Source organism: Prochlorococcus sp. MIT 0916 (assembly GCF_047305155.1).
In the GTDB taxonomy this organism is placed as follows: Bacteria; Cyanobacteriota; Cyanobacteriia; order PCC-6307; family Cyanobiaceae; genus Prochlorococcus_B.
This window is the reverse complement of record NZ_CP138980.1, coordinates 1,527,693-1,550,513: the sequence shown is the minus strand read 5'-3', so window position 1 is coordinate 1,550,513 and position 22,821 is coordinate 1,527,693. Positions and strand designations below refer to the sequence as shown.

Sequence of the window (22,821 nt, the reverse complement as noted above, 5' to 3'; positions counted from 1 at the left end):
TACATGAATTTACAAAACAATTTCTCAGATAACACCAACAATTCTTTGAAGGTTCTAGTCAAACGAGGCTCAAGTGTTGAATCCATTCATAGAGCCCACGCTTCCATCTGTGACACAAAAGGAAGGACATTAATGAAAGCAGGTTCATGTGAATATGAAACTTTCATACGATCAGCATTAAAGCCTTTCCAAGCAATGCCTTTTCTTACGAGTGGTGCTTCTGAAAAATATAATTTAGACAGTAAAGCTTTAGCTCTGGCATGTGGATCTCATAGTGGATCATCAGTTCAAGCGAGAACAGCATTCAAACTTCTTTGGAATGCAGATATAGATATAAAAGAGCTGAAATGCCCAACACCTCAAAATAGAGAAAGCAAGCTTCAACATAATTGCTCAGGAAAGCATTCAGCATTTCTCGCAACCTGCAAAAAAATGGACTGGGATCTCGATAGTTATTTAATGGGACATCATCCACTGCAGAGAGAAATTTTTAGAAGAGTTGCCGAGTTACTAAAAATACCAGCCGAGGAATTAATTGCCGAAAGAGATGACTGTGGTGCTCCAACGTTACTTTTGCGTTTATCTCAAATGGCGGTTTTATATGCTCATTTATCTAAATCTGACCAACCTGAATTTGAAAAAATAACTCGTGCCATGACGAATAATCCAGACCTTATTGCTGGCGAAGGATATTTTGATTCGGAATTAATAAAAAGAGGTCACAATCAAATTATCAGCAAAGGTGGGAGTGAAGGTATCCAATGTATTGGTCGTCTAGGGGAAGGTATCGGGCTATCCATAAAGGTTGAGGATGGATCAAAAAGAGCAAAGCACGCAGTAGCAATACATCTTCTTCGACAACTTGAATGGATAACTCCAACAGCAATTGAAGAACTAGATGAAATCATCCTTCAGAAAAAGCCAGGTATCTATATAGAAGTTGAAGGAGAATTAAAGATCCCCTAACGCAAACAAACTAGTATTTTACGTCACATAAAGATGTATGCTTCTAAAACTTCGCGGGGTAGAGCAGTCTGGTAGCTCGTCGGGCTCATAACCCGAAGGTCGGAAGTTCAAATCTTCCCCCCGCCACCAATCAAGCAAAAGCCTGCATTAGCAGGCTTTTTTAATTCTTTAATTTTACTTTTAACTTTATTAAATATAAAGATATTAGATTTTTTAAAAACAGACTAATTAATTATTTACCAACTCAGACTCATTCCGAGGAAGTGCATAAGGTCTTTTTTTTCTTAAATAGCACATTAGCGCGAGGGGGCCCACGGTCGAAATTAAAAGTCTCACTCAAAAAATATTTCTGTTCAAGCTTTATTCTCTAAACGCTTGCGTTGTTACTATTTGATTCCGACCTCCTTTTATGAAAATTTCATAAATCTGCATTTAAAAGGAATGGGTCTATTAAAAATAGTTCTAAAGCTAATTGAACGAACTGTTAAATTAGCCCAATGAGATTTGCACTTACTGCCTTTAACAATAAAGTCATAGACTCTGAAGATTACGATTTTGAAAATAACAAAAAACTACTGATCATTTGTCCAAATAAAAACTGTAATAGTCCATTGACATACGTAAGGACAATTGAAGGGAAAAGATACTTTAGGCATCTAGGAAGGAAGCAAAAAGAATTACAAGATCCAAACTTTCAGTGCGAACAAAGAGCAAAGGGAATCACGAGCAAGTCGATGCGATCACACAATAAAATAGTTGAGCAAACAACAATTCAACAGTTTCAAAAAAACTTTTATAATATAATCGGTCTTGCTTTTGGTTGGGATAAAGAAGTAATTGAAACAGCTAGATTCTTATCAACCCAAACTAAATTCCAAAAACTAATAGAGAATATTCAGACTAGAGCAACTAAAGAAATAATCAAAATAAAAAAAGATAATCCAGAAGGATTAAGAACGGCTAATATTAATAAAAAGAAATATAATGATGAAGATTGGTTCGATAAATTTCTAATTGAATACAAAGAAAATGGACAAATAATTAAGTTACAAAAATACCATTGGGATTTCTTTTTAGATCCTAGTCTACAGCTTATAGCAAGTTATGCTGAAGTTTATTTTTGTAATACATCTATAAACATATAATAAATACTAAATCTTATAAGCAACATGATTAATTTAAAGAACTAAAGATAGGAAAAAAGAAAATTATTGAAAACCATATGGATTTTTTAATTGCCAATTCCATCCATCTAAACAGATCTGCTCTAATGATCTTTTTGGAGTCCAAGCTAATAATTTCTTGGCCTTTGAAATATCTGCATAAGATTTAGCGACATCACCATCTCTTCTACTTTCAATTGAAAAAGGAATCTTACAACCCGTAGACAACTCAAATTGTCTAATGATCTGAAATACAGAATATCCTTTACCAGAACCCAAATTAACAAATTCTAAACATGATTCCTTGGAATTTAAATAATCGATTGATGCTAAATGACCTTCAGCTAAATCAATAATATGAATGTAATCACGGATACCAGAGCCATCATCTGTATCCCAATCATTACCGTAGATGTTTAAAGATTTCTGTCTTCCTATTGCTACCTGAGTTAAATAAGGAAATAGATTATTTGGAATACCTATAGGATCTTCACCAATTAAACCAGAAGGATGTGCGCCAACAGGATTAAAATAACGTAAAGAACATATTTTCCATACGTTTATATTAGAATTATATAAATCATAAATCATATTTTCAATTGCTACTTTTGTTTTTCCATAGGGATTTATTGGCGATATTTTGTGGTCCTCTGCCATTGGAACAGAATTACTTAAGCCATAAATAGTTGCACTGCTACTAAAAACTAACGAATAGCATTTATATTCTTTCATAGTAAGCAAAAGATTAAGTGTTCCAATAACATTCACATCCCAATAATGAAGAGGGTTAGAAAAAGATTCAGATACAGATTTCAAGCCAGCCAAATGAATGACGGTATCTATAGGTTTTTTTTCTTTAATAGAATCAATAAAAATATTATCTAAGAGTTTTTTATCCCTAATATCACCATTAATAGATTTTAACTTATAATTTAAATCTTTTTTATCTAAATAAGCTTTAATTCGATTAATTACATTAGATGAGCTATTAACATATGAGTCTAATATTAAAACATCAAATCCTCTTTCTAACAACAATAATGCTATATGTGAACCTATAAATCCGGAACCACCAGTTAAAAGAACCCTCATAATAGTCTGTGGCTATACCTTAGTAAACAAAAGTCACTCGAAGGCAACTTAAAAATGGAAGGGATTTTTCTTATTAATAAGAAATTACATATTAGCATCTAATTCAAACCTATTTGAATTAGATGCTATCTTTATTATAAAAATCCTTCTTAGATATCTTTCGATATTGTAAAAATCTAATTTAAGATTAACGATTTTTTAACCTCATATTTTGTAAAATCACTACTAATAAAACTAGGATATTTTATTGATTATGAAAAAACTATTATATTCGGTGTATAACAAGCTGAATAAAAAGAGTAAAAATATAAAGCAAAGAAGATACTCACTATAATGATATAAATCTTTTTAATCAAAACTATATAAATGAAAAAAGACAATCTCAAGAGAATCATCAAACAGTTTGAAACTTTGATTGAAGAATTAAAAAGTGAGGTTTACTCTGATAAAGATTCATATGTTCATCCATGGGATGAACATATGAAAAACACACCTAGAATAATCAATACAGAAGACGATGATGGATATGCAGATTAGTTCGCTTAGCTTGACTTACGGAAAATAAAACAAAAGTAAAGAATTAACTATCCTTGGGTTTTTAGTAAATTTACCTATTGCTATAAAACAATATTAAATGCAGATTATGAAAAAAGATTTGGTTAATGGCTCCTTTACCTCAACTAGTAAAATCAACCCCATATGGGGGAACTATTCATAAATATCAGCTCTCAGGGGGAAAAACCTCTTTCATGAGATACCTAGGTTGCTACCTAGGTACATGTAAATTCTGCAATGATATTGAGGAAGCATCTGAATTCGTATCAAGCATTGAGGTCTCCCCCAAAACCCTTTGATCAAGAGATTTCTTGAATACAATAACAACTTAAGAGAATGGGCTTCAACGGTAAACAAACGTTGAAGTTTTTTTATGTAAATTTAATCGATACTAGAAGGCATTAGGTGCTATTTTTTTTGGGTCATTAAGCATATAAGGAGAATACTCTTTTGATGAGACATCATTTATCTCACTAAAAGTTTTGCTTGGTTATGAACGAAGAAAAAGGAAAAGATAATAAATCATTTGAATATGAGACTAATAATCTCATTAGATCAAATTTTAATGAGAATGAAAGTGTAAAAGACATTGAGAATATTTCTCCAAAACCTTCCAATCAATTAACGAATGGCCTTTTAGGTTGGTATTCTGTTTCGAGCAGCGAGTCAATAAAAGAGGGGAAATTAAATCACTTCACTATTTATAACGAGCCACTTGTTTTGTATCGAGATAGAGAAGGTATTGTTCGATGTGTAAAAGATGTATGTCCCCACAGAGGAGCTTCATTTTTAGGTGGTGAAGTAATAAATGGGCAACTAGTTTGTCCTTATCATGGTGCTAGGTTCTCATCGCAAGGTAGTTGTACAAATTTAGATAGAATAACTTGTCAACATATTATTGATTCTAATTATGATAACTACGCAAAAAGCATAAAACTTTTTCAATATCCATGTGTAGAAAAAGAAGGCTATATATATATTTATTATACTGGAATCCCACTTGCAAACATTGAAGACTTTGAAATAAAATCTTCAATAAATAGTCTACTTCCTGATTCCTACGGATTTCCATCCTTAGAATATGAATATGAAGAAGTTTATGTAGATTTCAAAGCAGATTGGGCAAGGATCATTGAAAACCATCTGGATATATTGCATGTCTTCTGGATGCATGGAGACACGATCCCAGATAAGAACGTAAATAGAGAAACTATAACTAGTTTCAATCAAAAAATAAAAAGGGATAATAGGCAAATAGAAAGCATATATTCATATAAAACAAATGGGCAAGAGGAGTTTATTAGAATAAAATTTGTACCTCCCGGCAGGATCTTTATATATAAAGGCTCACCTGAAAGTACAAGATATATTCAAGTTCTTGATCATATCCCACTAGGAAATAACAAAGCAAGAGTGATTGTAAGGCATTATAGAAAATTCCTTAAAAATAAACTTTTCACAAATCTAGTTTTATTTAGTAATCTACAAAGAAGGACATTTTATAAAATTTTTACTGAAGATTATTTAGTCTTAAAAACGCAAACATTTAATGAGCAGATGGGCTACATTCAAAAAGATAATGTAAAACTATTAGGTGAAGATAAGATGGTTCAATACTACTGGGATTGGCTACAAAATGCTCTAAATAAGGAAAAGCCATGGGACTTACATCCAACTAATTCATTAACCAATTCAGTCCATGAAGATAGAGGAATGCAATATCCTCCAGAAAATCCTAATATGGCGATTAAGAATAATAGAAAGATACTTATCAAACTTTTAACTAGATTATTGTTCCCAATAAGTTTTATTCTACTATTAATATAATCAGAAAATACTATAATTGTAAGTGATTGAATAAATGAGTGATCTATCTCAGAAGGATGTAATAAACTGGGCTAGTTTTAAAAATATAAATGTATATATTAATGAGAAAAAAGTCCTTTCAGATATAAATATAAATTTTCATTATGGAGAAAATATATTAATATTAGGTCCAAATGGATCTGGTAAATCAACTCTTCTAAAGTTATTAAACAGGTCGATTTACCCAATCGCCACGAATCATAGTTCATTTAAGTTGTTTAATAAAGAAAACATAAATATTTGGGATATAAGGAAAAAGGTTGGATTCCTGTTCAGAGAAATGGAGCAAAGGATAGATAATGGAGTCAATCTATATGATGTAATCAGTTCGGGATTCTCAGGAATATTTAATTCTAGATATTCAAGCTTACTTTCAGAAAGAGAAAAAGTAAAGATAAATAATCTAATAAAAGAATGGGAGCTAAATAATATTATTAATAATGAATTTCAATCATTATCAGATGGTCAAAAAAGAAGAGCATTAATTGCTAGAGCTATTGTTTACGAACCTAATATACTAGTACTTGACGAACCTTTTAGTAATTTAGATATAAAATCAAATTTAATCTTGAATCACAACATTAACAAATTAATAAATCAGTCAGTAAATATAATTTATGTAACACATAATCTAGAATGTATTCTACCTAAAACCAATAGAGTTATATTAATAAAAGAAGGTAAAATAATAAATGATGGAAGCCCTTATGAATTAATCAATACAAAAATAATTAGTGAACTTTTTGATATACAAGTTAAAGTAATAGAACAAGAAGGATACTGGAGGATGGTCCCATTAAATAACTAAATAATCACAAGAATAAAGGCAAGTATAAATATACAAATAAAGAGATAATATTTATTATTTAATGAAAGCTTATTGTAAATACTTATCTTATTATTTACGCGTCTACCAACTCCGAAAGGGGCTCCACATGAATTACAAACCAATCTCCCAGATAACGCGCGATCAGCCCTCAGATCAGAGCTTCCACAAACTAAGCATTTTTTTGAAATCATTACATTTAAATTAATTCAAAATATCGTCTAGGAATGATAATGGTGTACTCATTTTGCTTGCATAACCTAAAAGACTTTCAGAAATAAATTCATACAAGATCTCATCTTTTTCATTTAATAGTACAGTTGCTCCTCTTTGCGTTAAGAATGAAGAATCTGGAACATAAATATTCCAATTAGAAAGAATCTCAATCATATTCATAAGTCTCCTAGTGGCCAGCTCAAAAGGACGTAAATTTTGTTTTTCAGAGAAAATATAAAACATATTACCCTTCAAAAATCTGAAAGGTCCTAATCTTATATCTTCATCAAAGGCGAATAAACTCTTTGCATTTTCATCCCCAAGGTAACCTCTTAAAACTTCCTTAATAGTACCTCTCGAATTAAAACCCATGCACATAATCAATAAATTAATAATTGCTGGCATTTGCGAGACAAACCCAGCATTGAGATTAAGTTTTCTGTGAAGGTCAGCATTTCTTACTGAAAAAACATTTTTAATATCAATCTTATTGAACTTACAAAAATATTCTTTGGATTTTTCACTACCAATACCTATTACTACCAAATCAATTGAATGCTTCGCTAACTTATTTGAATGAGCTGATAATTGTTGAGAATACTCAAAACTATCAAAATCAGCAAAAGAACCAAGCAAAACTATTAAACTTTTTCTTTGATCCAGAAAAATTCGCTCTTTGCCTAAAAACTCTTTAATGACATTTTTATAATTCATTAATTCATTTAGTTTGTTTTCAAAATAACAAAGTCAGACGTTGAAACATGGGTTTTTACTATGTCGGTTGGTAAATATCTTAGTGACTCTAAGGGCTTTAAGACTCGAATCTTGCTCTAACACGAAGAACTTATTTAGTAGCAGATGTTCTTGAAATATGTACAAAACCTACAATTTCAATAAGCAATGTGAAGGGATATGGAACTTACAGACCTATAAATATATCCTCTTACTGTTCTTTGTTTATTTCTCGTGCAGACCTACGGGAATCCTAGCGTTACCTATGACTGGTACGCGGGTAATTCAGGGACGGCCAATCGCTCCGGAAAATTCATCGCTGCGCATGCTGCCCATGCTGGTTTGATGATGTTCTGGGCAGGTGCGTTCACTTTATTTGAGCTAGCTCGTTATGACTCATCCGTTGCGATGGGTAACCAAAACTTGATCTGCTTGCCTCACCTTGCACAACTTGGAATAGGTGGAATCGAAAACGGAGTAATAACTGAACCTTATGGTTGCACAGTTATTGCTGTACTTCACCTAATCTTCTCTGGTGTTCTTGGTGCTGGTGGAATTCTTCACTCCACAAGATATGACGGTGATTTAGGAAACTATCCTGAAGGAAGCCGTCCTAAAAAGTTTGACTTCGAGTGGGACGATCCAGACAAGCTTACTTTTATTCTTGGTCACCACCTTATTTTCCTAGGCTTGGCAAACATTCAATTCGTTGAATGGGCTCAATATCATGGTATTTGGGATACTGCTTTAGGAGCTACTCGTACAGTTTCTTACAACCTAGATTTAGGGATGATTTGGAATCACCAAGCTGATTTCCTTCAAATCACAAGCTTAGAAGATGTTATGGGCGGTCACGCTTTCTTAGCATTTTTCCAAATTATTGGTGGTGCATTCCATATCATCACTAAGCAATTCGGTGAGTACACAGAATTCAAAGGTAAAGGACTTCTTTCAGCAGAAGCTGTTCTTTCATACTCACTAGCTGGCGTTGGTTACTGTGCGCTTGTTGCAGCTTTCTGGAGTTCAACAAATACAACAGTTTACTCAACAGAATTCTTTGGAGATGTACTTCAACTCAAGTTTGATTTCGCTCCTTATTTTGTTGATACTGATTCATCACTTGCAACTGGCGCTCATACAGCCAGAGCTTGGTTAGCAAATGTTCACTTCTATCTTGGCTTCTTCTTCATTCAGGGACATCTCTGGCATGCACTAAGAGCTATGGGATTTGACTTCAGACGCGTAGGCAAAGCGTTCGACAATATGGAAAACGCAAAAATCACTAACGGTTGATTATTAATTCAATTTCATTAGTGAATTAAAAAAGGGCCCGCAGGCGGGCCCTTTTTTAATGGGTGACTTTCGTAGAATTAAATACAAACCTAATCACACTAATGTCACAATTGACTGACTCAAAACAAAATAAATGAAAAAAAGATATCCAATTGATGTGATTTTTTATACATAGTTGGGACAAAAATCTCAAGAGCTTGTTGCTATTGAGAATCGGTTGCAAAAAGCTCTAAATTTTGTGTAAATTAGAAATCCATCAAGCTCCTTTAAGGTTTAATGAGCTTTAGAAGCTACGCAGAAACACCCTCATCAGCCGTTCGAATGGCGACAGGGCAATCAGTGCTAATAGATCCTTCCTCTAGAAGAGGAGATACTTGCTTAGAAGTTTTAGATGGAATAGCTAGGGTTTATTGCCCTTGCGAAGAAACAGAAGGAATGACTTTGGCTTTCTTGCAGTCAGGCGATCAATTAAGAACAGATAGGCTTTGCAGTGAAGGTGTATGTGTAGAAGCTTTGACCCCTCTTTGTTTTGTAAGTGATGCGGAAACTTCAGCCCAGGCTGGAGGATATGACGCAGTCAACGAATGGACTCTTCAGCTTCTAAGGATTAGACATTTAGGTAATGCTGAACAAAGATTACAAGCTTTATTTGCTTTATTAGTTAACCGACTTGGCAGAAGATGCGGTGATTGGTGCCAATTACCATTCAGACTTACTCATGAAAGAATTGGGGAGTTAATTGGCTCGACAAGAGTTACCTCTACTCGTTTAATTTCAAGGCTGAGAACAGCAGACTTACTAAAAGCGCCATCAGGTGATCCAACTCTAAGTCTTTCGCCGGAGTTCATTGAATCATCACCGTTAACAGCGTAATAAATAATGAATCAAAATCTATTTTCTTATTCCGAGTCTATTGTTATATCTCTCTGTAAAGAGATAGAGTTTATAAAGATTAGATCCAAAAATATCAATAGCTCTTTAAAGAATTGTCAAAACAAATCTCTATCTAAAAGACTAAAGCTAGAGCTAGACAATCTAAATAAAAACAGACTAAAAATATTAACCATTTCTGAATGTATGTTCAAAAATAATTCTTGTGATTTATCCATAGAATTTCTATTAGAAATAACTAAAAGATCTAATACTTATCAACAAATATAGGTTCAACAAAAAGATATATTTAATTTATGTTTAATTCATTATCAATAATGAACAATGCAGAGGGATCATTATTAGCAAATTTGACTTTACCAAGTAAATAAGCCATTTCATCTTCTGATTTAATTTGCTCGTCTATAACGGGATCAAGGAATACCGTAGTACGAGTATCATTTGATCTCTCTGCCAATGAATAGAGCTGCTGAACAGAGGTCGTTACGTCAGCCTCCATTTGAAAAGATAGAGTAACTAATTCCTGAACACTCTTCCATTCTTGTATTGGTTTAGTGACTTCTTCAAGTTCAACAGTTTGACCTCGAGCAATCATATATTTCGCGAAGTTAAATCCATGCTCTTGCTCAGATAAAGACTCTTTCTTGAAAAATGAAGAAAATCCTCTTAGTTCTCTTTCTAAGAACCAAAGGGACATAGCTAAATATTGTGCACTTGAAACCCTTTCAAGAGAAGTATGTTGATAAAGAGCCTCAAGAAGATCAACATCCATGGGCTGTGCAATTGCACGGCCTGAAGGACCAACATTAAGACCTATTGAACTGGATGTAGCTGATTGCATTACAAAATAAGCTAGGTCAAAGAAAGCAAAAACTAAATTTTTGTTTAATCAAATGATAACTCTTTTTGTATCATATTGTTTTTATTAAATTAAAAATTAAAAATTATTTTTTTGATAATGAATCTCAATTGCGTCAAAAAGGTTATATGTAATGTAATTATGCCTTAAACTATTTAAAAATTAGATTTAATATTTTCTGGTAGAACTAAAAAACTTTTATCATTAATTGTTTCAACTTTGCATGTATCTCCAATAGATAAATGTGTATCCAAACTCATCTCTGATTTTAACTTTAGACCATCATTTATTATAGTATAGACATAATGATCAATGCGATATTCTTTTGAAATGACAGTAAAAAGCTCATTCGAACAAGCTTGAATCCGAATAGCATTTTTATCAAACATACAAACAGATTTTTTTGATATCGATGCATCACTAGCAAAATTTAATTTACCAATACATGTCGAATAGGAATCATTAATGTATCGAATAGGTAAAATATTTTTTTGAAGCACAAATTGGCCTACAAAATAATTTGATGGGTTTGAAACCATATCTAAAGGAGTTGAATATTGCTGAATTTCCCCACTTCTTAATACAGCCACCCGATCACAAATAGCTAATGCTTCACGTGGATCATGAGTTACTAAAATTGCAGATGCCGAACAGGATTTCAAAACTGAAGATAGTTCTGACCTTAACCTAGATCTAACTTCAACATCTAGAGAACAAAAGGGTTCATCCAATAAAACCAAGGAAGTACCAGGGGCCAGGGCACGTGCTAATGCAACTCTTTGACTCTGTCCACCAGAAAGTTCGTGAGGAAATCTATTTTTAAACTCATAAATATCCAATAAATTTAATAGCCAGTTTGCTCTTTTTATAGATTTTTCTTTCTTCCTTATGCCAAAGCAAACATTCTCCCATACATTTAAATGAGGGAAAAGAGCATAGTCTTGAAAAACCATCCCTATTCGCCTTCGCTCAGGAGAGAGAAGATTATGATTATCTGAAATAATTTGCCCATTTTTTTTTATTAACCCGCGTTTAGGCTTTTCAAAACCTGCTATTAATCTTAGAAGGGTGGTTTTCCCACAACCAGAAGGACCTAACAAACCAACTAATTCTCCAGGTCTTAGAGAGAAATTAATATCTTTTAAAACCCAATTATTATTTTTATTAGGTTTAAACTGATGCCATAAATTTTTAATTTCTAGTTCAGTATTCTCCAAAACTATTTTTGTTTATTCTATTCACTAGAAATCCATTAAAACCAAAGTAACCACAAAAGAAAAAATCTATGAGCAAAAATCACAGGGGCTCGTATAAAATGATACAAGCAATTCCTCATCAAAGCCTCTAGCTTCAAAGCAAAGGATTTTAATTAGGTAATTTTAAAGCAATGATATTCATACTTCAATGAAAAAAGATGAAAGGGTAAAAATAATAATTAAGAGACTTGAAGAAATATATCCTGAGACACCGATACCCTTATGCCATCAAAATGGTTTCACGTTGCTCGTAGCAGTTGTATTAAGTGCACAATCTACGGATAAGAAAGTCAATGAATTAACTAAAGAACTTTTCAAGGTTGCACCCTCAGCTGAGAAAATGTATAAATTAGGTGAACAAAAAATATATAATTATATAAAACAACTTGGACTTGCAAAAACTAAAGCAAAAAATACTTATAACTTATCAAAGATTATTCATAAAAAATTCAATAATATAGTTCCAAATACATTTCAAGAACTTGAGTCACTGCCTGGCGTTGGCCATAAGACAGCTAGTGTTGTTATGTCACAAGTATTTGGTATACCAACATTTCCTGTTGATACACATATACATAGATTAGCTCAAAGATGGGGATTAACTTCAGGTAAAAATGTAGTCCAAACGGAAAAGGATCTAAAAAGATTATTTCCAAAATATCTTTGGAATAAGTTACATCTACAAATTATTTTTTACGGAAGAGAATATTGCTCAGCGAGAGGATGTAATGGTACAAACTGTAACTTGTGCAAGGAACTTTACCCTAATCGGAAGAAAGCAATTATTTGTATAAAGGCTTAATAATTATCTAATAATTTTATTATCTCAACAAAAATGACAATTTCTTGCTAGAAACATAACAAAGGAATTTAATTCTAATGAAATTAGCCATAACAGGAGCTTCTGGGAAAACTGGTTTTCGAGTAGCAGAGGAAGCAAAATCAGCCGGATATGAGGTGAGATTGATAGTTAGATCACAGTCTGAAATTCCTGAATCTATAAAAGGTTTTGAAAGGTACGTTTTGTCAGATACTAATGGAACCACACTTGATTATGCATTACAAGGTTGTGAGAGCCTAGTTATAGCTACAGGTGCAAGACCATCTATCGATTTAACAGGTCCAGCAAAAGTAGATTATTTAAATATCAAAAAACAAATTGAAAGCTGTAAGAGACAAAAATTAAATAGGGTTGTTCTTGTTAGTTCACTTTGTGCAGGGAAATTGATACATCCTCTAAATTTATTTGGTCTTATACTTATATGGAAAAGATTAGGTGAGAGATCTCTGCAAAAAAGTGGTCTAGATTGGACTGTCATACGTCCTGGAGGATTAAATGAGAATGAGAATAATTTAAAAAATCAGAACATTTTGTTTTCTGGTGAAAAAACTCAAGAAGAAGGCTCGATCCCCAGAAGACTGGTTGCAAAAGCCTGTATAGAAGCTTTAAAAACAAAAGATTCGATCAAAAAAATCATCGAGATTACTAGTAGCGAAGAGAATCCCAAAACAAGTATGAGTACGGCAATAAAGGCGTTTAGTATTTGAATATAAAAACCTAAATTCACTATGAACACCAATGCTAAAATTGACGCGTTGCAGCTAATGCTTACTGATTTAAGAACAAGAAACGAATCAATAAGGCATAAAGCTGCATTTAGAGGATGCCAACCAGAATTCCAATCATTAGTTACGACACTTATTGATCAATTAGAAACTCAATTGAATGAAGAAAAACAAATGCACAGAGGAAAATTAAATTCCAATGCATGAAAAAAGAAAGTCTTAACCCAATTCTAAGCAGGCCAAACCATATACATCATTCATAGAAACCGGAGGTTGAAAACCTCTATACATTCTGAAAGTTTCAGATTCTGATGTGAAACCTAGTTTTTTAAAAACTCCAGAAGCTGATTTATTGAGACCCGGAGCGTCGATAATTATCAATCCAGGATGGCTCTCAATTAACTTCTTCAATAAAATTTTTAAAAGCTTTGGAGTATCAGCCATCAAAGGGCCAATTCTCCATCCATCTCCGTTTTGTAAAAGACATGGTCTTATTCGCCCAAAGCCATGACATCGGTTTTCTTTATCAACAACTGCTATTACCTTTCCAGCTGGATGATTCAGCCAATCCGATAAAAAATGAGGTCTAGGAGTTGTTTCTCTTTTTTCGTCAAATCTTTCTACTGCATCTTTAGGAATTGAGGAGCCTTCAACAAAACTGAAATTATCTAAATCATCATTCATAGAGTTTTCTTCAAGTAATTTCCCATCACCCAACCATTGCCATCTAGTTGTTTTAGAGGAAATAGTAAAACCCCATTTTGAGTAATCAGTAATTCTCTCTGGAGCAGCCTCTAAACCAACACATGGTAAATCACTTAAATGGCTTAAAGCCTTTTTCCAAAGCTGAAGGCCAAAACCTCTCCCTCTATACTTCTCAATTACTAAGAATAATCCAAGAAATCCGTATTGTTGATTATATCGAACACCAGCAATACACCCAATAGGATTTTGATTCAACCAACCAACCCAAAGTCCCTGCTTGTCTGTATTTTTATATATCCCTAAATCTCCAACTCCCGGAGCAAATCCTTCTTTTCTCGATATTTCAGTAACAAAATCAATATCTGCATCACACAGAGGTTTAATAGAGAAAAAATCATCCATAAAATATATTTTACAATAAAGATAAATCTAATAAAAATAAATAATAAATCTATAAATGTGTGCAAAAAAGAACATCAAGAAAGGTAATATATATAATATAAATTGTTAAAGAAAGTTTCTTTGATACACTAATAAAATATTAAAAAATAGATTTTTAGATTCCATATATTAAAGAAAAAATCTACGAAAAAAAAATTAAAAAAAAACGTTAAGAAATAAGATCCATCAAATCACCTTTAGCAGCTAGATCTGAAAGCTCAGAATAGCCTCCAATAAATTTATTATTTATAAATATTTGTGGAAAAGTAGAAATAGAAGTTACATTACTAATTTTAGTAAATTCTTCATCATTAGTAATTACATGAGAATTATATTTTACATTTAAAGAATCAAGAAGTATTAGAGCTCTTTTAGACCAAGGACAATCAGACAGAATATAGATATCAACAGTTGAAGGAATATCTCTTAAGGTGCGAATTAAAGTCTTATTAAGATTAGGTATAACGCCAATCAAGACATCTAATGACTTGAGGACAATTGTTCCAGAAAGAAGATGTCCACCGAATACACTACAATTTTCATCAGATGCACTTATGTGAAGATGAGACTCGGTTGATCTTATATAACCACTTAAAGTTATTATTTCTAAATTCTTTTTAAAAATTACCGGCTTATTTTTTAAAGGGCATTTAAACGAAACTGCTGCAAGGTCACCAACAGCGCTTATTAAAAATGATGTAGAGTTATGATGTCTATGTAACTCATTCAATGAATTATAAACATCTACTCCTCTAGAGAAATTATAAAAAAAATATTCCATAATATTAAAATTATGAGTAATTAAAACATTTAAGTTATTCTTGTTCTAATTTTCTTACAATAAATGCCATTATGCCTAGTGATAAGAAAAACATGAAAATGAGAAATGTAGTCATAATTTCACTCTATCAATCCTTACTATAATATAATAGGTTCTATATATTCCATACTTAAAGATTTTTAAACAAACTAACTACATAAGATTAAAATTAAATGAACAAAAAAATAAACAATGCAAAAAGTTTTTTTTCTTGGCCAAGAATTATAAATGGACTAACCATTTCAAGGATAATAATTGGATTACCAATAATTATTTCACTTAGAAATGGGTACAATGATGTTTTTATTTTTCTAATCCTTATAGCGGCTCTTACTGATTTTCTTGACGGTTATTTTGCACGTAAATATGATCATAAATCTGTTTTTGGTGCGAAGTTAGATCCTCTAGCAGACAAGATACTTCTAATAGGTCCAATGATTTGGTTGGTTCATGAGAATCTAGTACCCTTATGGTCTATTTGGTTAATAATATCGAGAGAACTCTTAATAACTAGTTGGCGTTCTGATAAAACCTCAGGTTGTCCAGCATCAATTCAAGGTAAATATAAAACTACATTCCAATTTGTCAGTATAATTCTATTGTTATGGCCCAAAAATTGGGGTACAACTTATACAATATATATTATTAGTAAAATAGGATATATCTCATTCTGGATAGCACTATTTCTTACTTTAAGTTCAGCAATAAAATATATATTTAATCAAAAAGAAGCTCATCGGAACTAAAATCAACTTGTTCATGTTTAGCTAATAGATAATCATTCTTATAGCTATCATTTAAACCATTTAACAAATCAAATTTAGGCTCCCAAGATAAATCTTTTTTTATTTTAGAAGTGTCCGTAAAGAAATTAGTTAATCTTAGAGGGAAAAGTTTTCTTGCCTTAGGATCAAGTTTCGAAGGGTCAAAAGAACGTAAACTGAAATCAGTGACTTTATTTCCAGTAGCTAAAATTGCGGTTTCAATTAAGCCTTTAAAAGTTACTGCCTTACTTCCTGAACAATTATAAATTTGATTAATCGATTTATCTGTTTCAAGAGATTTTGAAATAGCCTCGGCCAAATCAGAAACATGTCCTAATTGCGTGATAGTTTGACCATCAAAAGGAACAGGAATAGATCGGCCATTAGTTATACGATCAAAAAACCATTTTTCAATAGGGTTGTAGTTACCTGGGCCATAAATATAGGTCGGACGAAAACTCGTAAAAGGAACACCTTCAGCCTTGAGCCAAGACTCTGTTTTTGCTTTACCTATATGACGGCTTTCAAGATCTATTGGACTCTCTTCACTAACAGGAAATAATTGAGTGTTTTCATATACGCCTGCAGAACTTATATAGATAAATCTAAAACTAGGAAGACCTGAGAATTTCAGAAGTCTTTGGGTATCTTCCAATTTTCGTCCAGAGCTATCAACAATAAGATCAAATGAGTGCTCAGATATCTTTTTTAGATCCTCATCATTTGACCTATCTCCCTTTAGGTGAGTTATATGTTTTGGTAAAGGTAATTTTCCACGAGTAAATACAAAGATCTCATGTCCTTTTGATACCAAGCTCGAGACAAGAGCTTTTCCTACAAACCTTGTTCCACCGTAAAAAAGAACTTTCAAGATACTTTATTAAAAAAATTATATTAAAGCCTATAGATAATCTCCTAGAGCTACATAAATGATGTTAGATGAATAGTAATAATTATTTTTTTGATGGAAATCATACCTGCAATAGATCTACTGAATGGTAAATGTGTTCGATTAAATCAAGGAAATTACAATGAAGTTACTAAATTCAATAGTGATCCTGTAAAACAAGCTCAGACTTGGGAAAGCCAGGGAGCGAAACGACTACATCTTGTAGATCTTGATGGAGCTAAGACTGGTGAACCAATAAATGATCTAACAATAAAAGAAATAAAAAAGTCCATTACAATACCCATACAACTTGGGGGTGGAATTAGGACCATTGATCGTGCAAAAGCATTATTCGATATTGGAATAGACAGAATTATTTTAGGGACTATTGCGATAGAGAATCCGGGGTTAGTAAAAAAGCTATCTGAAGAATACCCACAAAGAGTTGCAGTAGGGATTGATGCCAAAGAGGGAATGGTGGCTACGCGAGGTTGGTTAAAAGAAAGCGAAATAACATCTTTAGACTTAGCAAAACAACTTAACGCTCTTGAATTAGCCGCAATCATATCAACTGACATTGCAACTGATGGCACGCTAAAAGGACCCAATGTTCAAGCCTTGAGAGAGATAGCCAAGATAAGTATTAATCCGGTAATTGCCTCAGGAGGGATAGGCTCGATAGCAGATTTAATTTCCCTGGCAGATTTCGAGAATGAGGGTATTGAAGGAATAATTGTAGGCAGAGCACTATATGACGGCTCAATAGATTTAAAAGAAGCGATATTAACTCTAAAAAATCTTCATCTTCAAGATTTATTTAATGAGAAAGATAAATTTCTTGCCTAACATTTAAAAAATATGATTGGTCTTTTAATTTTATGTGATAGGGCTGGAAGTATTTTTAAATCAAGTTATCTTAAAAAGGATAGGTTCTAGAATTTAACTTGATCGAAGAAAGAGCAAAACAAATTTTAATGATAGCGCCATCACTTTTGGGCGAGTCATTGGCTTTGCAGCTAACATCTCAGGATAATAATATAGAAATAATCCTAGATAAAAAAAATATAAATGGGTTACCTAAACTTATTCTATTTTGTCTTGAAGAAGTAGAACTCTCGAACTCAATCAAGCTAGAAATTCTTAAGTTAAAAGAAAGATGGGATCAATCTCCTATTTTAATTGTAATACCAAAAAGCATTAAATTATCCTCTGCCGATTTGATGACTTTTGGTAGTGAAGGAGTTATTCAAGATCCTACTGTTGAACTTTTAAGAGATACAATCAATATTTTGATGGGGGGTGGCAGAGTATTTAAAATTAATAATGAAACAAATTACAATGCCAACTCAATTCATAATTCATATGGATTAGGACATTGGTTATTAACTAGTGGTTTATCACAAATAAATAAAGATCTACATACGATAGATCACATGATAGGTAAGAAATCAACAAATGCATTTTATCTTTTCATATTTCTAGGTAGAAGAAGAGAACTATTAACAGCAAAGAGATTAATTATCTGGTTATGGGGGCCGCTAGAGGTTTTAATAGAGTCACCAATTAAAAATACTCGCAATAAAAATATAAATCTAATTAAAAAATATAGTACTGACATAACAATAAAAAACACCTCGGCTAATGAGTTATGGAATGTAATTTATAAACGAGTAAAGGAGAGACTTCAAAATGATCTATTAAATTCAACAGATGAACTCGCAGCTCTTTATTCATTAAATATAAGCAAACGAATTAGTCTTTTGAAAACTCTTCTGCAAGAGTTATCAATTATTATCAACAAACTTGCTTCAAACAATAATCCTAAAAAAGAGTTTGATGAGATTTTACAATCAATTACTCCTGAATTACGGGCTAATGCGTTGCGTAATTTCATAGATTCATATGATCGTTTACAAAAGAATGGTGTTGATGTTTTTATTTCAGACTTTTTAGTACATAATGCAGAGCTTGGGATAATTGATGATGAACTACCTTCAATTTCATTAATAATAGATCCAATATTAAATAACAAGCCGATTCTCATCGATGGAGAATGTTTATCAATAGAAGATCCTCGATCAATTATTCAATTAGAAACATTCATTCTAAATTGGATATTCAGGACAGCTGAAATAGTTAGTGAAGAGATTATATCTTCTTGCTCTGAATGGCCAGAATTACGTAAATACTTTCTAAATCAAGAGTTAATTTCAACCAGGGAACTAGAACGTAAAAGAAATCATATCAATACAAATAATCAACTTCAAAATCTATTCAAAAAGCCAGTAAGACTCTACGAAAGTAAAAGGTTGTACTATACAGTAAAAAATAATAAAATTGAAAAGATTATCATCCTTGAACCTAGAGATGATGAATTGAAGAAATTAGACTGGACCCAAAGACAAATAGCATTCTTAATTGAATTAAGAGATGCTTTGGCTCCACAAGTACAGGCAATAATTCAATACTTAGGAGATTTAATAGTTCTAATTCTCACAAAAGTTGTTGGAAGATCTATAGGATTAATTGGTAGAGGTATCGCCCAAGGTATGGGGAGAAATTTATCCAAAGGATAATTTATTTATTAATAAATATAGCTAGATTAGCTTTAAGACTTTAGAATTTGAAAAATTAGTACTTTACATTTATTTTGTTAAGAATATTCTCATCACTACTTATACTTTTTTCACTATTTGTTAATCCAGTATTTTCTGCAAGAGATACTGATAGTTATGACGGAAATATTTACCCAATCTATGCCGGTAACGGATCATTAGTTCCACCACCAAGCACATTATCAGAGTCGTTAAAGAACGAAAGAACAAGTGTTTTAGTTTTCTATCTAGACGATAGTGCTACTAGTAAACAATTTGCACCCGTAGTTTCAGGCATTAAGTTATTGTGGAGCTCATCTGTCGATTTGATTCCTCTATCAATTGATGAAATAGACAATGATAACCAGAACACTTTTAAAGATCCAGGCTATTACTGGCATGGGCAGATACCACAGACAGTGATTCTTGACGGAAAAGGTAATGTTCTCCTAGATGAAGAAGGTCAAGTATCATTCGATGAAATTAATGATGCCATAACCAAAGCAACAGGACTAAAGAAACCTGACTTTGATCTGACAGTCAAAAGTTTTAACGAATACAATAGTGAGCCCTCTAAAGATGGTTATACTAAACCTAGAGGTAGTTAAAAATGTAATGAAATTACTATAGATTTATAATTAAATTATCAAATATCTTTTTTAGAAATGTTACTAAATTTTCTTTTTCTCATAATAATCATATTACTTTTTATAGAAATAAATCATTATTTTAGACAATATTCACCATTAGTTCTTAAACCAAAAGAATTTAAAAAAATCATAGAAAATTCTAATCATAAATATATTATTTTAGTTGAAATTAAAAATCCAAAGAAGAGAATGGAGGTTATGATTCCTTCTTTTAATGTTAATCCTCATTTAATTGGTATATCTACAAACGAGATAAAAAAGATTAATACAAAAATCAAACCGCTTCATCCAGATGCGGAAGAACAAAAAAATGACTATTGGTCTGCATATATCTTAAAGGCGAAAAGATCGACATTTGTCGAAATTGAAATCGAATATGAGATTAAAAATACAGCCATAAATAATATTAAATGTTTGTGGCTAGATATTGAATGGGGTAATTACGGACCATTCGGTTCATTCAAAAGTTTCGATGGTTTCGTATTGCCTAACTTTCTAGATATATCCGAAATACATTCTTCTAATACTAATTCAATAGTTCCAATTAAAACTCACATTCTTGGTAGTTTAGATGATCCTATTGGAATATTAAAATCCTACATGCCACCAAATTGCTTACCTACAGATATTCTTACAATTGGTGAGTCACCCTTAGCAATAATGCAAGGAAGATATATAGATTATAGAAACATTAAAGCAAATCTAATTTCTAGGTTTATTTGCAAAGGATTTCACCCTACTAGTAGTTTAGCCACTGCTTCCGGAATGCAAACCCTAATAAATATTTCTGGTCCATCACGCGTAATAATTTCATGGTTAATTGGAGGAATATTTAAATTCTTTGGAGTTAGAGGCATGTTTTATCGTATAGCAGGACAACAAGCAAGATTAATTGACGACATTACTGGTACAACGCCACCCTATGATAAAAGTATTGTTTTAGGACCTCAAGATGCTCAAACTTTTTGTATTAAAGCCGCAAAATATTTAAACATTAATGTTGCTGTTGTAGATGTAAATGACCTAGGAAGAGTTAAAATTCTTTCAACAAATAATGATAATAATACTGAAATAATAAAAAGAGCTTTAACATCAAATCCAGCAGGTAATGCTAACCAACAAACACCACTAGTACTCATTAGGTTAAATGAACTAGGTTAGAAGTCGCATGAAAGTTAAAAATATAATAAAATAATTAAATGAAAAATTATGAAGCATTACCTTCAGATTTAAAAATTGAGCCACTTAAGCTCAAGCATTTATCCCTGCTTAGAGCTAACAATAATTCTAAATACCTCGGAATATTCCAAATTCTATTATGCAAAAAATGGTTTTCATCACTAGAGTCTAGTTTTACTAATTTAATTCCTACTCGTAATTCAACATGTTTAGTAGCAGTAGAAAGAGGTAATATAATTGCATATATTTTAGCCACTCCAATTAATCGCAGAGGTACTTGTTGGTCAATCTCAGAACCATGCTTTATAGGGGAGTCAATATCCTTTAGTCGTTATAACTTATTGCAGAATCTATTAAGAAAAGTGCTTTATGAAAGCAATATTAATACACAAAGTTTTTTAATTTCCATAAATACAAATGACAATCAAAGCCTATCAGTGATAAGACAATCTGGTTTTCAACCGCTAAGAATAATAAAGTATTGGAATAGAAAAGAGGGAACTAAATATAGAAAAAAAGAATATAAAGATAATTTTACATGGGAAAAACTAAATGAAGAGAATAGCCAACAAATATGGAGACTTGAACAAGCAAAGGAGTCAATTAACTTTAGGTCGATTTTTGATAGGCAGTGGCATGATATTTATGAAAAAAGAAATACATTAACTGGTGTTATTAAATCAAAAGAAAATAATATCATCGCAGGGTTAATACCATCTGTTTGTCCCCAGTATAAATATTCATTAGAACTAATAAGAGGATTAGCATTAGATGAGAGACTAAATAAATCTATTCCTCAAAGAATTAATAATATGAAAGTTGGTCAAAACAAGTATTACATAGAAACAACAAGTGAAGACAACAAGCTTAATGACATTTTAAATATAAGTAACTGGGAAATAACAGAAGAGAGAGTTCTTCTAGGAAGAAGTGTTTGGAAAAGACAAAATGGATATAAATTAAAATCTATCGAAAATGAATTATTAACTAATCTTGTAGGAAATTTACAACAACAACCGGAATTGCCTTCAACTATACAAATCGGAAAAAACAAATGATACAGCCGAAACCCTGTTCAGTTTTAAGTCTCGATATTGGAAACAAAAGAATTGGTATTGCAGGTTGTGATCCACTTGGAATATCGATAACTCATCTCCCTGCAATTTTTAGAAATAGCTTTGAAAAAGATCTAAAAGAGTTCGGGAAAATATGTGTTGATCGTAAAGTTGAAGGTCTCATTGTTGGAAATCCTCTTGATATGCACGGCAAGGAGACTAATCAATCTATTCGATGTAAAAAATATGGCTTCAAATTAGCTAAATGTTTAAAACTTCCATTGGCTTTTATCAATGAGCATTGTTCAACCGTCGAGGCAAAAGAAAAATTCTCTTTAAAAAATGACAAAACTGGAAAAATAGATAGTGCAGCTGCCGCTATACTTTTACAACAATGGCTTATTGAGGGACCTGATCTGGATGACTCAAATTAAATTTTGAAT

Annotated in this window: 24 protein-coding genes and 1 tRNA gene; 18 read left to right on the top strand and 7 right to left on the bottom strand. The window is 32.0% G+C overall.

Annotated features, from left to right (window positions below):
- Positions 1–3: 3 nt before the first annotated feature.
- The 3 genes from SIB53_RS08140 (at position 4) to SIB53_RS08130 (ending at position 2,111) form a co-directional block, all read left to right on the top strand.
- On the top strand, positions 4–966 hold the full coding sequence (locus tag SIB53_RS08140; protein WP_413677731.1) for an asparaginase: 963 nt from the start codon (positions 4–6) through the stop codon (positions 964–966).
- A 52-nt stretch (positions 967–1,018) separates the two neighbouring features.
- Positions 1,019–1,095, top strand: a tRNA-Met gene (locus SIB53_RS08135).
- Between the two features lie 368 nt (positions 1,096–1,463).
- Complete coding sequence (locus tag SIB53_RS08130) at positions 1,464–2,111, top strand: hypothetical protein (protein WP_413677730.1); 648 nt, start codon at positions 1,464–1,466, stop codon at positions 2,109–2,111.
- Positions 2,112–2,174: 63 nt separating this feature from the next.
- Here the strand turns inward: SIB53_RS08130 and galE are convergent, their stop codons facing one another.
- Positions 2,175–3,221, bottom strand: coding sequence for a UDP-glucose 4-epimerase GalE (galE, locus tag SIB53_RS08125; protein WP_413677729.1), 1,047 nt, complete (start codon positions 3,219–3,221; stop codon positions 2,175–2,177).
- A 366-nt stretch (positions 3,222–3,587) separates the two neighbouring features.
- On the opposite strand from galE, the gene SIB53_RS08120 reads away from it, so the two are divergent.
- The 3 genes from SIB53_RS08120 (at position 3,588) to SIB53_RS08110 (ending at position 6,450) form a co-directional block, all read left to right on the top strand.
- Complete coding sequence (locus tag SIB53_RS08120) at positions 3,588–3,758, top strand: hypothetical protein (protein ID WP_269605396.1); 171 nt, start codon at positions 3,588–3,590, stop codon at positions 3,756–3,758.
- 510 nt (positions 3,759–4,268) lie between these two features.
- On the top strand, positions 4,269–5,603 hold the full coding sequence (locus tag SIB53_RS08115) for a Rieske 2Fe-2S domain-containing protein (protein WP_413677728.1): 1,335 nt from the start codon (positions 4,269–4,271) through the stop codon (positions 5,601–5,603).
- Positions 5,604–5,637: 34 nt separating this feature from the next.
- Positions 5,638–6,450, top strand: coding sequence for an ABC transporter ATP-binding protein (locus SIB53_RS08110; RefSeq protein WP_413677727.1), 813 nt, complete (start codon positions 5,638–5,640; stop codon positions 6,448–6,450).
- Positions 6,451–6,672: 222 nt separating this feature from the next.
- Here the strand turns inward: SIB53_RS08110 and SIB53_RS08105 are convergent, their stop codons facing one another.
- Entirely contained in the window at positions 6,673–7,398 is a 726-nt protein-coding gene (locus SIB53_RS08105) for an AhpC/TSA family protein (RefSeq protein ID WP_413677726.1), read from the bottom strand.
- A 252-nt stretch (positions 7,399–7,650) separates the two neighbouring features.
- Here SIB53_RS08105 and SIB53_RS08100 point away from each other — a divergent pair, with 252 nt between their 5' ends.
- Together SIB53_RS08100 and SIB53_RS08095 are read left to right on the top strand one after the other, a co-directional pair.
- Complete coding sequence (locus tag SIB53_RS08100; protein WP_011823550.1) at positions 7,651–8,709, top strand: chlorophyll a/b binding light-harvesting protein; 1,059 nt, start codon at positions 7,651–7,653, stop codon at positions 8,707–8,709.
- Between the two features lie 276 nt (positions 8,710–8,985).
- Complete coding sequence (locus tag SIB53_RS08095) at positions 8,986–9,582, top strand: Crp/Fnr family transcriptional regulator (protein ID WP_413677725.1); 597 nt, start codon at positions 8,986–8,988, stop codon at positions 9,580–9,582.
- A gap of 307 nt (positions 9,583–9,889) precedes the next feature.
- On the opposite strand, the gene SIB53_RS08090 is transcribed toward SIB53_RS08095, so the two are convergent.
- Together SIB53_RS08090 and SIB53_RS08085 are read right to left on the bottom strand one after the other, a co-directional pair.
- The gene (locus SIB53_RS08090; RefSeq protein ID WP_413677724.1) at positions 9,890–10,441 is read right to left on the bottom strand and encodes a ferritin; all 552 of its coding nucleotides are present in this window, start codon (positions 10,439–10,441) and stop codon (positions 9,890–9,892) included.
- A gap of 173 nt (positions 10,442–10,614) precedes the next feature.
- Positions 10,615–11,676 (bottom strand): ABC transporter ATP-binding protein, encoded by a 1,062-nt coding sequence (locus tag SIB53_RS08085; protein ID WP_413677723.1) that lies wholly within the window; start codon positions 11,674–11,676, stop codon positions 10,615–10,617.
- Between the two features lie 187 nt (positions 11,677–11,863).
- Between SIB53_RS08085 and nth the strand changes: the two genes are divergently transcribed.
- The 3 genes from nth to SIB53_RS08070 all read left to right on the top strand — a co-directional run bounded on the left by nth (position 11,864) and on the right by SIB53_RS08070 (position 13,488).
- Positions 11,864–12,517, top strand: coding sequence for an endonuclease III (nth, locus tag SIB53_RS08080; RefSeq protein WP_413677722.1), 654 nt, complete (start codon positions 11,864–11,866; stop codon positions 12,515–12,517).
- Positions 12,518–12,594: 77 nt separating this feature from the next.
- Positions 12,595–13,263: an SDR family oxidoreductase gene (locus SIB53_RS08075; protein ID WP_413677721.1), complete on the top strand. Its 669-nt coding sequence runs from the start codon at positions 12,595–12,597 to the stop codon at positions 13,261–13,263.
- A gap of 21 nt (positions 13,264–13,284) precedes the next feature.
- Complete coding sequence (locus SIB53_RS08070; protein ID WP_413677720.1) at positions 13,285–13,488, top strand: hypothetical protein; 204 nt, start codon at positions 13,285–13,287, stop codon at positions 13,486–13,488.
- A 12-nt stretch (positions 13,489–13,500) separates the two neighbouring features.
- Here the strand turns inward: SIB53_RS08070 and SIB53_RS08065 are convergent, their stop codons facing one another.
- The gene (locus tag SIB53_RS08065) at positions 13,501–14,388 is read right to left on the bottom strand and encodes a GNAT family N-acetyltransferase (RefSeq protein ID WP_413677719.1); all 888 of its coding nucleotides are present in this window, start codon (positions 14,386–14,388) and stop codon (positions 13,501–13,503) included.
- A gap of 208 nt (positions 14,389–14,596) precedes the next feature.
- Positions 14,597–15,208 carry a PCC domain-containing protein gene (locus SIB53_RS08060; protein ID WP_413677718.1) on the bottom strand — a complete coding sequence of 204 codons (612 nt, stop codon included), beginning with the start codon at positions 15,206–15,208 and terminating at the stop codon, positions 14,597–14,599.
- A gap of 212 nt (positions 15,209–15,420) precedes the next feature.
- Here SIB53_RS08060 and pgsA point away from each other — a divergent pair, with 212 nt between their 5' ends.
- Positions 15,421–15,993 carry a CDP-diacylglycerol--glycerol-3-phosphate 3-phosphatidyltransferase gene (pgsA, locus tag SIB53_RS08055; protein WP_413677717.1) on the top strand — a complete coding sequence of 191 codons (573 nt, stop codon included), beginning with the start codon at positions 15,421–15,423 and terminating at the stop codon, positions 15,991–15,993.
- On the opposite strand, the gene SIB53_RS08050 is transcribed toward pgsA, so the two are convergent.
- Positions 15,965–16,882, bottom strand: a complete 918-nt coding sequence (locus SIB53_RS08050; protein WP_413677716.1) for an NAD-dependent epimerase/dehydratase family protein — start codon at positions 16,880–16,882, stop codon at positions 15,965–15,967. The genes pgsA and SIB53_RS08050 overlap by 29 nt on opposite strands.
- Positions 16,883–16,975: 93 nt before the next feature.
- Between SIB53_RS08050 and hisA the strand changes: the two genes are divergently transcribed.
- The 6 genes from hisA (at position 16,976) to ruvX (ending at position 22,812) form a co-directional block, all read left to right on the top strand.
- Complete coding sequence (hisA, locus tag SIB53_RS08045; RefSeq protein ID WP_413677715.1) at positions 16,976–17,746, top strand: 1-(5-phosphoribosyl)-5-[(5-phosphoribosylamino)methylideneamino]imidazole-4-carboxamide isomerase; 771 nt, start codon at positions 16,976–16,978, stop codon at positions 17,744–17,746.
- 128 nt (positions 17,747–17,874) lie between these two features.
- Positions 17,875–19,476, top strand: coding sequence for a DUF3685 domain-containing protein (locus SIB53_RS08040; RefSeq protein ID WP_413677714.1), 1,602 nt, complete (start codon positions 17,875–17,877; stop codon positions 19,474–19,476).
- A gap of 71 nt (positions 19,477–19,547) precedes the next feature.
- Positions 19,548–20,102, top strand: coding sequence for a thylakoid membrane photosystem I accumulation factor (locus tag SIB53_RS08035; RefSeq protein ID WP_413679144.1), 555 nt, complete (start codon positions 19,548–19,550; stop codon positions 20,100–20,102).
- Positions 20,103–20,159: 57 nt separating this feature from the next.
- A complete protein-coding gene (locus tag SIB53_RS08030; protein ID WP_413677713.1) occupies positions 20,160–21,305 on the top strand; it encodes a hypothetical protein in 1,146 nt (381 codons plus the stop codon).
- A 38-nt stretch (positions 21,306–21,343) separates the two neighbouring features.
- On the top strand, positions 21,344–22,381 hold the full coding sequence (locus SIB53_RS08025; protein ID WP_413677712.1) for a hypothetical protein: 1,038 nt from the start codon (positions 21,344–21,346) through the stop codon (positions 22,379–22,381).
- A complete protein-coding gene (ruvX, locus tag SIB53_RS08020) occupies positions 22,378–22,812 on the top strand; it encodes a Holliday junction resolvase RuvX (RefSeq protein WP_413677711.1) in 435 nt (144 codons plus the stop codon). Before SIB53_RS08025 ends, ruvX begins: the two co-directional genes overlap by 4 nt.
- Positions 22,813–22,821: the final 9 nt, after the last annotated feature.